Annotated in this window: 14 protein-coding genes and 1 pseudogene; 7 read left to right on the top strand and 8 right to left on the bottom strand. The window is 44.9% G+C overall.

Annotated features, from left to right (window positions below):
• Window positions 1-297 precede the first annotated feature (297 nt).
• The 3 genes from E5355_RS13275 (at window position 298) to E5355_RS19485 (ending at window position 2,668) form a co-directional block, all read left to right on the top strand.
• The gene (locus tag E5355_RS13275; RefSeq protein WP_136010736.1) at window positions 298-1,860 is read left to right on the top strand and encodes an ATP-binding protein; all 1,563 of its coding nucleotides are present in this window, start codon (window positions 298-300) and stop codon (window positions 1,858-1,860) included.
• Between the two features lie 179 nt (window positions 1,861-2,039).
• Entirely contained in the window at window positions 2,040-2,540 is a 501-nt protein-coding gene (locus E5355_RS13270; RefSeq protein ID WP_136010735.1) for an HU family DNA-binding protein, read from the top strand.
• A gap of 32 nt (window positions 2,541-2,572) precedes the next feature.
• Window positions 2,573-2,668, top strand: a complete 96-nt coding sequence (locus E5355_RS19485; RefSeq protein ID WP_168354333.1) for a smalltalk protein — start codon at window positions 2,573-2,575, stop codon at window positions 2,666-2,668.
• 87 nt (window positions 2,669-2,755) lie between these two features.
• On the opposite strand, the gene E5355_RS13265 is transcribed toward E5355_RS19485, so the two are convergent.
• Together E5355_RS13265 and E5355_RS13260 are read right to left on the bottom strand one after the other, a co-directional pair.
• Window positions 2,756-3,370 carry a response regulator transcription factor gene (locus E5355_RS13265; protein WP_136010734.1) on the bottom strand — a complete coding sequence of 205 codons (615 nt, stop codon included), beginning with the start codon at window positions 3,368-3,370 and terminating at the stop codon, window positions 2,756-2,758.
• Window positions 3,360-4,064: a hemerythrin domain-containing protein gene (locus E5355_RS13260; protein WP_136010733.1), complete on the bottom strand. Its 705-nt coding sequence runs from the start codon at window positions 4,062-4,064 to the stop codon at window positions 3,360-3,362. Before E5355_RS13260 ends, E5355_RS13265 begins: the two co-directional genes overlap by 11 nt.
• Before the next feature lie 211 nt (window positions 4,065-4,275).
• Between E5355_RS13260 and E5355_RS13255 the strand changes: the two genes are divergently transcribed.
• The 3 genes from E5355_RS13255 (at window position 4,276) to E5355_RS13245 (ending at window position 7,477) form a co-directional block, all read left to right on the top strand.
• A complete protein-coding gene (locus E5355_RS13255) occupies window positions 4,276-4,638 on the top strand; it encodes a BlaI/MecI/CopY family transcriptional regulator (protein WP_136010732.1) in 363 nt (120 codons plus the stop codon).
• 256 nt (window positions 4,639-4,894) lie between these two features.
• The gene (locus tag E5355_RS13250) at window positions 4,895-6,976 is read left to right on the top strand and encodes a M56 family metallopeptidase (RefSeq protein WP_136010731.1); all 2,082 of its coding nucleotides are present in this window, start codon (window positions 4,895-4,897) and stop codon (window positions 6,974-6,976) included.
• A 12-nt stretch (window positions 6,977-6,988) separates the two neighbouring features.
• Window positions 6,989-7,477, top strand: coding sequence for a TlpA family protein disulfide reductase (locus E5355_RS13245; protein WP_136010730.1), 489 nt, complete (start codon window positions 6,989-6,991; stop codon window positions 7,475-7,477).
• Between the two features lie 30 nt (window positions 7,478-7,507).
• On the opposite strand, the gene miaA is transcribed toward E5355_RS13245, so the two are convergent.
• The 6 genes and pseudogenes from miaA to E5355_RS19945 all read right to left on the bottom strand — a co-directional run.
• Entirely contained in the window at window positions 7,508-8,392 is an 885-nt protein-coding gene (miaA, locus tag E5355_RS13240) for a tRNA (adenosine(37)-N6)-dimethylallyltransferase MiaA (protein WP_136010729.1), read from the bottom strand.
• A gap of 111 nt (window positions 8,393-8,503) precedes the next feature.
• Window positions 8,504-9,058 carry a plasmid pRiA4b ORF-3 family protein gene (locus E5355_RS13235; RefSeq protein ID WP_136010728.1) on the bottom strand — a complete coding sequence of 185 codons (555 nt, stop codon included), beginning with the start codon at window positions 9,056-9,058 and terminating at the stop codon, window positions 8,504-8,506.
• Window positions 9,059-9,114: 56 nt separating this feature from the next.
• Window positions 9,115-9,891 (bottom strand): acyl-ACP--UDP-N-acetylglucosamine O-acyltransferase, encoded by a 777-nt coding sequence (gene lpxA, locus E5355_RS13230; RefSeq protein ID WP_136010727.1) that lies wholly within the window; start codon window positions 9,889-9,891, stop codon window positions 9,115-9,117.
• A 130-nt stretch (window positions 9,892-10,021) separates the two neighbouring features.
• Entirely contained in the window at window positions 10,022-11,407 is a 1,386-nt protein-coding gene (locus tag E5355_RS13225; RefSeq protein ID WP_136010726.1) for a bifunctional UDP-3-O-[3-hydroxymyristoyl] N-acetylglucosamine deacetylase/3-hydroxyacyl-ACP dehydratase, read from the bottom strand.
• A gap of 3 nt (window positions 11,408-11,410) precedes the next feature.
• Window positions 11,411-12,451: a UDP-3-O-(3-hydroxymyristoyl)glucosamine N-acyltransferase gene (lpxD, locus tag E5355_RS13220; protein WP_136010725.1), complete on the bottom strand. Its 1,041-nt coding sequence runs from the start codon at window positions 12,449-12,451 to the stop codon at window positions 11,411-11,413.
• An 84-nt stretch (window positions 12,452-12,535) separates the two neighbouring features.
• Window positions 12,536-12,700: pseudogene (locus E5355_RS19945) on the bottom strand (phosphohydrolase); the annotation flags it as partial.
• Window positions 12,701-12,935: 235 nt separating this feature from the next.
• On the opposite strand from E5355_RS19945, the gene E5355_RS13210 reads away from it, so the two are divergent.
• A complete protein-coding gene (locus E5355_RS13210; RefSeq protein ID WP_136010723.1) occupies window positions 12,936-13,991 on the top strand; it encodes a DUF7309 domain-containing protein in 1,056 nt (351 codons plus the stop codon).
• Window positions 13,992-14,104 lie beyond the last annotated feature (113 nt).

The raw sequence follows: 14,104 nt of genomic DNA, 5'->3' as shown, positions 1-14,104 counted from the left end.
TGTAAATCAATACTTTATAAACTTATCTCAGAAAACAGCTTCAGCGAGGCTGTTTTCTTTGTTTAGAGGCATATATATTCACTTTTGCATTGTTGAACAACAAAACAGGATTAACAAACCATGTTGAATTAAAAATGTAAAAAGAAGCTTCGAAGGAGGTGATCCCGGCTGCTTTTATATTTGTTCTTGTATCTGGAAAATTGAAATTAGTGAGTGATAATTAGGGCATCTTAAAATATAAAAGTATCTTTGTAAAAAAGATTGCGACTTATTATCACACTCCAAGACCATACTAAAATGGAACAGATACGTAAATTGCCGATAGGCATACAGACTTTTGAGGATATTCGGAAAGATGGTTACCTTTATGTGGATAAGACAGCGTTTGTTTATCAGATGGTTCATACTGGGAAACCTTATTTTTTGAGCCGTCCCCGTCGCTTTGGGAAAAGCTTACTTATTTCAACTTTTGAAGCATACTTTCAAGGTCGCAAAGACTTGTTTACAGGACTTGCCATTGAGCAATTAGAAAAGGAGTGGATTGAATATCCGGTGTTGCATTTGGACTTGAATGCGGAAAAATATGATTCCATCTCCCGCTTAGACTCTATGCTTGCCCGGTATCTGAGTTTGTGGGAGGATGTTTGGGGACAAGAAGAACGTGAGGTAACACTTTCCGACCGTTTCTCCGGTATTATCCGCCGTGCCTATGAACAAACGGGTAGACAAGTAGTGGTCTTGATTGATGAGTATGACAAACCTTTGATACAAACTCTGCTTGACGAAACACTGCTTGATGAGTACAGACGTATTTTGAAAGCCTTTTATGGAGTACTGAAAAGTGCCGACCGCTATCTGCGTTTTGTCTTTTTGACGGGAGTTACCAAGTTTGCTCAAGTCAGTGTGTTCAGCGACCTGAATCACTTGCAGGATATCAGTTCATGGCCCGATTATTCTTCTCTTTGTGGTATTACCAAAGAAGAATTGGTTCGTACATTTACTCCGGAAATAGAACGTTTGGGAGCTGACAATGGAATGGACTTTGACACAATACTGGATAAGATGACCAAGCAGTATGACGGTTATCATTTCTATCCGCATTGTGAAGGAGTTTTCAATCCCTTTAGCGTATTGAATGCATGTAAAGCAAAGGTTTTGGATAATTTTTGGTTTCAGACAGGTACTCCTACCTATTTGGTGGATTTGTTGAAGCAGAGTGATTATGATTTGCGTCTCTTGATTGATGGTGTTGAAGTAACGGCTTCCGCTTTTTTCGAGTATCGTGCTGAGGTGAAGAATCCTCTTCCGATGATTTATCAAAGCGGATATCTTACTATTAAGGATTATGACAAAGATGTTTTACTTTATACTTTAGGTTTCCCCAATGATGAAGTCCGCTATGGTTTTTTGAATTTCTTAGTACCTTATTATACTGATGTCACGGACGATGAGACCGGTTTTCACATCGCTAAGTTTATGCGTGAACTCAGTTTCGGTGATGTCGACGCATTCATGGAGCGTTTGAAAGTATTCTTTGCTGGTATTCCCTATGAACTGAGTAACGGTACCGAGCGGCATTATCAAGCGGTCTTCTATATAGTGTTCACTCTGATGGGGCAGTTTGTAGAAACTGAAGTACGCAGTGCCCGTGGACGTGCCGATGCAGTGGTGAAGACTGGAGATTATATCTATGTATTTGAATTTAAGCTGAATGGTAGTGCTGAAGAGGCTCTGAAACAAATAGATGAAAAAGGCTATCTGATTCCTTATGCGTTGGAAGGAAGAAAGCTGCTGAAAGTAGGAGTCAATTTCAGCAAAGAGATGCGGAATGTTGATAAATATATAGTGATAGAGGAATAATTCTGATATCTGTTTGCAAGTCTGTAAATCAATACTTTATAAACTTATCTCAGAAAACAGCTTCAGCGAGGCTGTTTTCTTTGTTTGCAGGCATATATATCCCCACCTTTGCATTGTTGATCAACAAAACGAGATTAAAAACCATGTTGAATTAAAAATGTAAAAAGGAGAAAGAAAGTATGCCTTTATTTTATTATGCAAGACAGTCGTCTCTGGCGACGAAAGAGGGTGCCAAACTTTGGCATCTGAGTTTGAAGAAAGTGGGAAGAGCCGTGGATGCGCAACAGCTGGCTGAAGTGATTGCCGAGAAGTCTTCCCTGACTCCGGGTGACGTACATAATGTAATCCGTAACCTGATGACGGTGATGAGGAGCCAGCTGCTGAACAGTCGTACGGTGCGTCTGGATGGTTTGGGCACATTCACCATGAAGGCCCGTACGCGAGGTAAGGGAGTGGCTCAATCTGAAGACGTGAATCCCAATCAGGTGACTGCTCTACGCTGCCAGTTTACTCCGGAATACACGCGCCCGGCTGCCATTGGCACTACGCGTGCCCTGCTTCAGGGGGTGGAGTTTGAGAAATGGACGGGACCAGTTACTGACGGTAAGGATGATGCCGGTGACGGTGGCAATTCCGGTGGCGGTTCCGACGGTGACCAGGGAGAGAACCCGTTAGGATAAGATGTATTTACTAATTTTGAAAGATTGAGACTATGAAAAAGAACGTTTGGGACAAGATTTTGAAGGTAGTGATAGCTGTTGCTTCCGCCGTATTGGGAGCTTTAGGTGCCAATGCAATGAACTTGTAGCAGAGTTGCTGAAGACCATATTCTTACAAGCACGGTGAGAATGGTAAAAAGAATCCCGACAGAATGGAAAACATCTGTCGGGATTTTTTATAGGGAGTCTTTGATATCGCTCAATTCTACCAGTTTGTTTACAATAGCGTAGATGGTGAGCCCTGCCGGAGAATGTATCTGCAATTTGCGTGCAATGTTGCGGCGATGGGTAATGACGGTATGGATGGAGAGGTAGAGCTTGTCGGCGATGGCTTTGTTGGTCATGCCCTTCACAACGCAGGTGATGATTTCCTTTTCGCGCTGGCTCAGGGTTTCTTGTTCGCCGTCTTTCTCCTCTTCCTCCTCGGTGTGCAGCAAGTGGTTGATTTTGGAGGTGATGACATCTACGTCATCGCACATGGCGAAGTTCTCGTCATATTCCTTCAATATGTTATTGTCGATGACGGAGCATACCATGGCAATGAACTTGACGCCTGATTTTCCGTGTTCTGCCTTGAAGGCGGGCAGGTCGAACCAGCCACCGAAAGTGGGGTTGATGATGATAATGTCTGCCGGTTGCATGTGAATGTAGTTCTGCAGTGATTCTGGCGAAGAAACCTCAATGGGGTGTGCATTCAAGTTGGGAATACGCTTTAAAACAGCCGTCAGTCCACTCCGTAGGATGACTGAGGTTTCTGCAATGACAATCTTCAATGAAGTGTTATGGTTCATTTTTCAACTTCCTTTCTATGTGTGCTACGGCGGGAACAAACATATAATCTTCTACTTGGCAGTGGGTGGCAAGGTCTTGTTCGCAGTTGAATATATCGAACAGAACAGCATTCAGGAGGTTATTGTTCCCCTTTTCCGGATAGTATTTGATGATGATGTTCTTCAGTTCCTTCAGTTTGGTGTCTATCTGGTTATGTTTGCTGGCAAAAGTGGCGATGTCGTATTCGTCCGATAGCCTGCCTTGGAGCAGTTGCTCTACATAGGTGAATACGGCCTGGTTTTCATATTCCATGTGGCGGCGTACTTCCTTGGCATATTCATCGAAGAACTTCAGGATAAGGTAGGCTACATCGTTTGTACTGGAACAATCGATGGCTTCGATGAGTTTGCGGCGGATGGCCGGCAGGTTGAAGTCGAGGAAATATGTGTGGGCACGCTTCAGATAATCCATAAGGGCGGGAATGGAAAAATCGCTTTCATTGCCTCTGTAAGAGTATTGCTCTTCGCTGATAAAGTTGGCTACGGCAAGGAATGTAGGGCAATCGACGCCTTGCGCTTCGCAGACGTCCTTCACACTTTTGTCTCCGAATCCTAATGACAGTCCGAAACGGCTCATTACCATCAATAAAGAGTAATTGTCGCAGATGAGGTCGCTCATCTTGTCCGTGGAACGGTATTTATGTTGCTCATTCATTGTGCGTTATTGTTTTTTAATTCTCTAATTCGTATGCAAAGTAACGGCTTTTATCCGAGAACTGCAATCACTATTACTAGGTATTTTGCTTGTCGGGAGATGGTTGGAGAGTGGGTTTTGCCGGATAAACTAAAAGCTTTAGTTTTATTTAACGAAGGAAATTAGTTTTTGAACTAAATAATTTAGTTCTTTGCAGAAAACAAAGAATGTTATGAAAGGATTGACTGCAAAAGAAGAAGAAATCATGGGCTTTTTCTGGGAAAAGGGGCCGTTGTTTGTGAAGGAAATGCTGGCATTCTATGAAGAGCCGAAACCGCATTTCAATACTTTGTCCACCATTGTGAGAGGATTGGAGGATAAAGGGTTTCTGAGCCATCATACGTATGGCAACACGTATCAGTATTATGCGGTGGTCAGCGAGGAGGATTTCCGCAAGCGGACACTGAAGAATGTCATCAGCAAATATTTCAATAATTCTTATCTCGGCGCGGTGTCGTCTTTGGTAAAGGAAGAGGATATATCGCTGGAAGAGCTGAAACAGTTGATACAAGAGGTGGAAAAGGGAAAGGAATGAGGTAATTGAAAATTTGATAACTCTTGCTTATGAAAAACATCGGATTGGTTTGTTGGTTGCTGGTGACTATTTGCTACGGATTGCAAGCATCCGGAAAGTACTGTTTCAGAAAAAACTCCCATGCAAACTTTTATCGAAGAAGTCGCTGTGGCAAGAAAGTATCAACTGCAAAATCAGGAAATGAGAAAACCGAATAGTAAATGGACTGTCAGAACAAGTCTTGACTATTACAAATCATCAAATAGCAAATAACTCCATGGGTCTGTTTCTTGTTTATATACTCAAATCATCCGTTTGTCTGGCGGTATTCTATCTGTTTTACCGCTTGCTGCTGGCACGTGAGACTTTTCATCGTTTCAACCGGTTCGCTTTACTGGGCATTTTGTTGTTGTCGTGCCTGCTGCCTTGGGTTGAGGTAAGTGTAAGGCAAGAGACTGAAGTGCATCAGACCATGCTGACATTGGAACAGTTGTTGATGATGGCAGATGCAATGAATGCCACTGAAACCGGAATAACGGCTGAGGCGGCAACGGTCACCTGGATACAAGTGGCACTGTTGGTCTATCTGGCAGGAATCGTTTTCTTTGCTTTCCGCAATGCCTGTTCGCTGGTGCGGTTGCTGATGTTGCTGAAAGCGGGTAGGAGAGAAGACATCGGCAATTACTTGCAGGGCAGGAAAGAGCGCGTTACTTTGATTGTACACAACCGTGACATCTCCCCGTTCAGTTGGATGGGATATATTGTCATTTCACGGAAAGACTTGGAGGAGAATGGACGGGAAATCCTTATCCATGAGCTTGCCCATATCCATAACCGCCATTCCTGGGACTTGCTGGTGACTGATGTCTGCATTTTCTTCCAGTGGTTCAATCCGGCATCGTGGTTGCTGAAGCAGGAACTGCAGAATATCCATGAGTTTGAAGCCGATGAGACGGTGATAAAGGAGGGCGTGGACGCAAAACAATATCAACTATTATTAATAAAAAAAGCTGTCGGCACAAGGCTCTACTCTATGGCCAACAGCTTTAATCACAGTAAACTTAAAAAACGTATCACTATGATGTTAAAAGAAAAATCAAGTCCGTGGGCACGTTTGAAGTATCTTTATGTACTTCCTGTGGCTGCCATTGCAGTGACAGCTTTTGCCCGTCCCGAAGTTTCCGATAAAGTTGAGGAAATTTCAAGCGTCAAAGTTAACGATTTGGCTGCAATTGTAGAAACAAAAGTGGCGGAAAATGCAGGTGACACTACGAAACCTGCCGATGTGAAGTATGTACCGTCGGAAGTCCGAAAGCAGTTGAAGGGAACTCCGGTCTTCGAGGTGGTAGAGGAGATGCCGGAATTTCCCGGCAGCGGAATGAGTGCTTTCATGGATTATATCAAGACGAATATGCGTTATCCGGCATCTGCCAAAGAGAAAGGTATACAGGGATGCGTGACTGTCCGGTTTGTAGTGGATAAAGATGGAAGTATCAAGGACTCCAAGGTACTCCGTTCTGTAGATAAGGATATGGATGCTGAGGCGTTACGTTTGATAAACACTATGCCGAAGTGGAAACCTGGAAGACAGAAGGGGCAGCCGGTGGCGGTGAAATATACGGCTCCGGTGATGTTCAGGCTGGATGACGACAAACTTGAAAAAACTTCTTCTGCCAATGGTATTACAGTTGAAGGGTATGCAGGTAATGGGAAAGAACCACTGTATATTGTGGATGGAAAAGAGGTGACGCCATCTGTTATGAGTGCATTGAATTCTGATAAGATAGAACGTATAACGGTTTTAAAAGACAAATCTGCCACGGAATTATATGGAGAAAAGGGACAGAATGGTGTTATTCTGATAACCCTGAAACAAGGAACTCCGGGTATGGTTATCCGCCGGGGTAATGAGGTGGCAGAGAATGCTAAAGTACAGCATAAGGGCAGTCTTGATTTAATAAAGACTGTCTATATTGATGGAGAAAAGGTTGACTTGGATACTAAAACTATCGATGATTTAATACCTGCCGAGAATATTGAGGGTATTGAGGTGAAGAAAGAGGCAGATGGAAAAGGTGAGATTTACATCACTACTAAAAAAACTAAAGCTGTAGAAAAGACCATTGCCAAAGGCAATATGAAAGTGGAAGGCAAAGTGGTGGATGAGCAGGGGAAACCTGTTATCGGTGCGACTGTTCTGATAGAAGGTACCACTACGGGAAGCGTTACCGATGTCAATGGTAATTTTGTCCTTTCTGTACCTTCTAAGGATGCTGTATTGGTTGTTTCGTATATTGGCATGGCTACCGGCAAAGTGAAGGCACAATCCAAGCTTACGATTGCGCTAAAAAATGAATAGTCTCTAACAACTATGATAAGGAAAATTTTCTCTTTGTTTCTAATTCTGCTAGCTGTGGGGGCAGGGCTTTGCTCTGCCCAGACAGCCGGTAAGAAATATTATTTGGTGGACGGGCTTTTCTTCGAAGGCATGCCGCCTGGTGTGGGTTCGGACAACGTGGCGGGACGTCCTATGGTCTTGAACTTCTGGTATACCGGCTGTGGCCCTTGTATCCGTGAAATGCCGGAGCTGAACAAATGGATGGAAGTCTATCCTGATGTAACCTATCTTGCTACGACTTTTGACAGTGCTGCACAAATAAAGAAAATTGTAGAGAGCCGTCCTTTCCTCTTTACCCAGATAGCCGATGACTCGTTTTTCTTCGAGACCTTTCATGTGAGTGGTATGCCGGTCACTATACTGGTGGATAAGAAAGGCATTATCCGCCATATAGAACAAGGTACTGGAACTGCGAAACTTCGGTATATGCAGGATAAGTTGCAGGAACTTGTCAGCGAATAATTCTTTCTTGATGAATAGGGGATAAGGATTTCAGAGGATTTTCAGTATTTCCGTTTCCTGCTCCGGGTGGAACCAGCGGATTTCCTCGTCCCGTTTGAACCAGGTCATTTGCTTACGGGAATAGATGCGTGAGTTCTGCTTTATCTTTTCGATGGCAAAGGGTAATGTCCATTCGCCGTCCAGATACTTGAATATTTCTTTGTAGCCTACTGTATTCAGGGAATTTAGACTTTTATACGGATAGACCGTGCGCGCTTCTTCCACCAAGCCGTCTTCCACCATTTGGTCTACCCGGCAGTTGATGCGTTCATAAAGCTCTTCCCGGTCACGAGTCAATCCTATTTTGATAATACGGAAGGGACGTTCCTTCTTTTGCCGGGTGCGGAAGGAAGAGTAGGTCTTTCCCGTCATGTAGCAGATTTCCAACGCATGGACTACACGTTTGGGATTTTTCAAATCTACTATTTTGTAATATTCCGGGTCCAGCAGCTTAAGTTCCGCACAAAGTCTTTCCAGACCTTCTGTTTCGTATTTGTGCAGCATGAGCCGGCGTGTATCGGCATCTACGGTCGGAATGTCGTCAATTCCTTTACAGACTGCATCTACATACATCATTGAGCCTCCGGTCAGCAGTACGGTGTCATGCTTTGTAAACAAGCTTTCCAGCAGCCTCATCACTTCCGCTTCGTATTGGGCGGCACTGTAATAGTCTGTCAGCTTCAGGGTGCCGACGAAGTAGTGCTGTACCCGTTTCAGTTGCTCCGGTGTAGGGGCAGCTGTGCCTATCTTTATATCTGCGTAGAGTTGTCTCGAATCGGCTGAGACGATACAAGTATGGAAATGTTCTGCCAATCGGAGGCTTAGCTCTGTTTTGCCTACTCCGGTGGGACCGATAAGTACAATTAAAGTGTGCATGCGGATAAAAACGTTAAGCGCGGATTACGCGGATTACACGGGGAATATTCAATAATAGCCGTGCGTTTCCGTGTAATCCGCGCTTAAAAGAAATCTGTATGGTATGTCTGTTTAATATTTCTCTTCTTCAAAAGAGCTTCCGGCTTCGTCCAAACCGCCGAAGCCCTCTTTGTCGAAATCTTCCATATCGAAGTCCTGGTCGCCGTAAAAGTTTTCGTCTAAATCCAGAGAACCGCCGGCAGCTGCCATCTCTTCAAAGTCAACGGTCTGCTTGGGAGCTTCACCCGCCTTCTTGGTGCATTTGGCGCCTTTCATTTCTTTTCCGGTAATGATTTCAGAAAGCTCGATGAAGAAGCAACGTTCAGTCATATAATCGAATACATAGAGAAGTTTCTGTTTCTCGTCTTCAACCAGTTCACTCAGTTGGGTCTCTTTCATTACCCAACTGTCCATTTCCGGATTGTCGTCCATTTCTTCCAGCGTAATTTCCTTTTCTTTCTCCCAGTCATCATCGCAAATGAAGAAAGAGGTCATCTGGTCGTTGGCGTAGCCGGCCGACTTTAGGATTGCTTCATGGAAGTCATAAAAGGTAGCTTCCGGGTCTATCTGTATTTCTCTGATAAAATCGTCCACTTCGTCAGAGATGATTGTAAATCTGTAGATCATGATGAATTATAATTTATGATTTCTGACTTCTGATTTTGTGTAAATCATACGTCTTTTTATTTCCCTGCGGGGATAATGCCGCGGGCTGATTCACGTATAAAGTTTACGATATAACTTATTTCCGGTGTCATTTCCATTTCATCCTCGATTTTCTTCAAGGCATCCGTATTGTTCAGACCGCCTTGATAGATGATGCGATAGGCATCGTGGATTTTCTCGATGGTCTCGTTGGAGAATCCACGGCGGCGTAACCCTACCACATTGATTCCCGCATAGCAGATAGGCTCGCGTCCGGCAATGATGTACGGTGGGATGTCCTTGCTGAAACGGCAACCGCCTTGTATCATACCGTAACCGCCTACATGGCAGAATTGGTGCATCAGTACATTGGCACTGATGATGGAATAATCGTCGATGACAATTTCACCCGCCATTTTTGTAGAGTTGCCAATGATACAGCCGTTGCCTATCAGGGCATCGTGGGCCACGTGTACGCTTTCCATCAGGAGGTTGTTGTTGCCGACGATGGTTCTGCCTTTGGCAGCTGTGCCGCGGTTGATAGTTACGTTTTCACGTATGATATTGTTGTCTCCGATTTCAGCAGTGCTTTCTTCCCCTCTGAATTTTAAATCCTGGGGAATGGCACCGATAACGGCTCCCGGGAAAATGGTGTTTCCATTGCCGATGCGTGCACCGTACAGAATGTTGGCGTTTGCCATAATCTTGTTGTTATCACCGATTACCACATTCTTGTCAATGAAAACAAAAGGAGCAATCTCTACGTTCTCCCCGATTTTGGCTTCGGGATGAATATACGCTAAGGGACTTATCATATTATTTACGGTTTAGCAATTTACGATTGAGGTTATTTGCGATTTACAGTATATACGATTTTACCTGAAAGTGATAATTCTTATGGGTAATATGAATCGTAAAACGTAAATCGTCTAATCGTAAATCTATTTATTTGTTCTTAACTATTTGTGCCATAAACTCCGCTTCGCAGACCACTTTCTCGCCTACGAACACATAACCTTTCATGGTAGAAATGCCGCGGCGTATGGGAGCCATCAGCTCTACACGGAAGATGAGCGTATCTCCCGGTACCACTTTTTGGCGGAACTTCACACCGTCAATCTTCATGAAGTAGGTAGAGTAGCGTTCCGGTTCATCCACCGAATTCAGTACAAGCAGACCTCCCGTCTGCGCCATTGCCTCTATCTGCAACACACCGGGCATTACGGGTTCCTGCGGGAAGTGTCCCTGGAAGAAAGGCTCGTTGGAAGTTGCGTTCTTGATACCTACAATGTAGTTGGCACCTATTTCTATTACTTTGTCCACCAATTGCATCGGGTAACGGTGAGGCAGAAGTTCGCGGATGCGGTTTACATCCATAATCGGTTCGCGGTTGCAGTCGTAGGCAGGAGCCTGGATTTCGTGCAGGCGGATTTCCTTGCGCATCTGGCGGGCGAACTTGTTGTTGATAGTGTGTCCCGGGCGGGTAGCGATGATGCGGCCCTTGATGGGCTTGCCTATCAAAGCCAGGTCGCCGATGACATCGAGCAACTTGTGACGGGCGCATTCATTGGGCCACACCAAAGGTTTGTGGTTGATATATCCCAATTGTTTGGCGTCCATGTGAGGAACTCCCATCACATCGGCCAGTTTGTCATAGTTCTCCTGAGACATTTCGCGTTCGTAAATAACAATCGCATTGTCAAGGTCGCCGCCCTTGATAAGACCGGCCTGCAGCAATGGCTCAATTTCGCGCACAAACACGAAAGTACGGCTTGCTGCGATTTCATCCTTGAATTTTGTCATGTCCTCCAATGTTGCAAACTGGTTGGGGAGGATGTTGGAGTCGTACGATACCAGTACATTCAAGCTGAAGTTCTCGTCCGGCAACACGATGATGGAAGAGCCGGTGGTTTCGTCACGGAATTCAATTTTGGACTTGATGATATAGAAATCTTTTACGGCATTTTGTTCTACAGTGCCTACGCGCTCTATTTCGTTGACATAATATTGGGCGCTTCCGTCCAGAATGGGAAATTCCGGTCCGTTTACCTGTATCAGGCAGTTGTCGATTCCCAATGCATAGAGGGCTGCCATACCATGCTCCACTGTGCTCACCTTTACTCCGTTTTTGGAGAGTACGGTACCACGGGTAGTTTCGATTACATTGTCTGCAACGGCATCGAAGGTAGGTTGTCCTTCTAGGTCGACACGTTGGATTTTGTATCCATGATTATCCGGAGCAGGATTGAAAGTAACGGTTAGGTCAAGTCCCGTATGAAGACCTTTTCCGCTGAGCGAAAAGCTATCTTTTAGAGTCTTTTGTTTTAACATTGGTTACTTATTTAATTGTTGTTTAAGTTCATTCAATTCTTTGCGGAGCTGGCGCAGTTCCACTTGCATTTCCGGCAAACTTCTTTGTGCGATGGATGCCTTGAAATATTGTTTCAGCTCCATAGGAGGGGTGCCGATAAGCTGGCTACCGTCCTTTAGGCTACTGGGAACACCGGACTGTGCGCCAAGGTTCACTTTATTGCCTATATGGATATGGCCTGCAATGCCTACTTGCCCGCCGAACATGCACCATTCTCCTATCTTGGTAGAACCTGCTACACCTACTTGCGCAGCCATTACGGTGTGGGAGCCTATTTCATCATTGTGTGCCACCTGGATTAAATTATCCAGTTTCACGCCGCTATGTACGATGGTAGCTCCCATAGTAGCGCGGTCCACACACGTGTTGGCACCGATTTCCACATGGTCTTCCAAGATGGTTATACCTATTTGCGGGATTTTTTCATAACCCTCGGAAGTGGGGGCGAAGCCGAAGCCATCTGCACCGATAACGCAACCGGAGTGCAGGATGCAGTGATTTCCTACCCGGCAATCGTGATAGATGGTTGAGTTAGCGTAAATAATACAGTCATTGCCCACTTTGGCACCGTTGCCAATCGTGACGTGAGGATGAATGACCGTATTGTCTCCCACTTCTGCATATTCGCCAATACAAGCAAAAGGCGCAATGTAAACATCCTTGCCTATTCTAGCTGTCTCGGCAACAAAGGCCAGAGAGTCAATTCCCACCCGCTTTGGCTTACTTTGCTCATAAAGATTCAGCAATTTGGCAAGACTTTCATACGCATTGTCCACTTTAATCAAGGTAGCTTTTACTTCTTGTTCCGGAACAAAGTCCTTGTTTACCAGAATAATGCTTGATTGGGTTTCGTATATATAGGGGGTGTATTTGGGGTTGGATAGGAAGGATATGGCTCCCGGTATTCCCTCTTCGATTTTCGCAAAGGTATGAACGGTAGCATTCTCGTCTCCAACAATTTCTCCTTGGATAAATGTTGCAATTTGTTTAGCAGAGAACTCCATGTCTTATTCTTGTTAGATGGTTTCAAAACGCAAATAACGGACTTTTTTTTTATATTTCCTTATTCTAAGGTGAATATTTTATACTTATCTATGCAAACGTTGGTAGCATAAGTCGTACTTTTTTACTTTCTTAGACAGAAGAGAAATGTTGAGCATGTCCGATGCTTCGGCAATATTCTTGGTGCTGCCGTCGTTGTAGAGGATGTCAATACTGTCATCTGCCTTGTTGTACATGTTCTTCGCTGTCGAAGATGAAATCTGAAACAATTCGCTCATTTGCGCCTGTGTAAGCCACACCGTGTCCTGCTCCAATTTCACATCAATAGAAGTCTTCCCGTCTTGGGTTTGATAGATAACAAACTTGTTTTGGAAAAGTAGGTGCTTTGCTTCGCTATGGATGACAGTTTTTTATAATTAAATAGATAAGGAAGCATGTTTGTTCGAAATAAGTCGTAGCTTTGCATCTGATAAAAATAGATGTAGTATGATATTGACAGATGATATGCTTGCGGTGGCATTTCAATACCGCGATACGGAACTGTGGAATATATTGACGGACAGTGATGTGTTTGCATTCCGCCTTTCTGATGGAGAGACAGGTTATTGTTGCGTGATGGGGAATGGAGGCGAACATTTAGCCTTGGGCTTCTATAGGGGACAGAAAGGGTTCGCTTCTTATTTGAAGAGTCTCGGTTTCGGCAGTATGCGGTTTTCTGAAGTGGATATGCTTGAGATGGCAGCGACTTTTGACTGCATCAATTGTGACTTCATACAGGCATCTGCCGTGCAGAATAAGACGAAGAAGATAATCCGCGACTATGTCAATGCCCATGGGCTGAAGGTGCGCCGTCCCAAAGGGTGGCCTGACTTTACCCGGCATCTGCCTTTCAAAGTGCCCTTGGGCATTACTTGCGAGAAAGATGCCGCCGATATTGTCGAAGCACTCCGTGCGGCGATTGCCGTTGCGGGAGAGTTGGCGTGCCGGAGTCTGACTGAACTGGGCTTTGACGAAAAAGGAGATTACCCTACGATGGAGGGAGGAAAACCGGTGCCTTACCTTGTTCCAAACGCTGAGGGGACTTACGACTGGGGGATGATAGAGCTCCCTGCTCTCCTGCCCGACGAATGGCCGGCACCGGAGTTTACCAATGATATACTTATAAGAAGGGTGAAGAAACTCCGTACTTCCGGCACATTGCAGATGAAGCTCATCCACATGCCTGCACCCGTGGATGAATCAGCAGATGGAATACCTTTCCTGCCGTCTGTATTGCTTTGCCTGGATGCCGGAGAAGATGGGCTGTTCCCCGTCTTCTGTATGGAGGATGGAGAAGAGGCGCCTCGGCAGATGCTTGTTGAACTTGTCGATAACTTGTGCCGCTTGGACAACAAACCGGATATGATTGAGGTGGAGGATGGCAGAACGGAATCGCTCTTGAAAGATTTCTGCGACCGGTGCGGCATCCGTCTGTCTCGCAAAGAAGAACTTTCGGAACTTGAGGACGCTTGCAGTTTCCTGATTGCTAATTTCATGCAGTAAGACAGACGCTGCTCATCAACTGGTGGATGAGAACTGTCTTGTCTGTATCTTCTTTTCCGTATGCTGTTGCTTCAGTGACAATCGAGTTTTGTCTTATCTCTGCCAGAGCGCCA

Origin of the sequence: Bacteroides muris (ex Afrizal et al. 2022) (assembly GCF_004793475.1) — a bacterium.
GTDB lineage: Bacteria > Bacteroidota > Bacteroidia > Bacteroidales > Bacteroidaceae > Bacteroides > Bacteroides muris.
The sequence above is the reverse complement of the archived record's forward strand: the minus strand, read 5'-3'. Positions and strand labels throughout refer to the sequence as shown.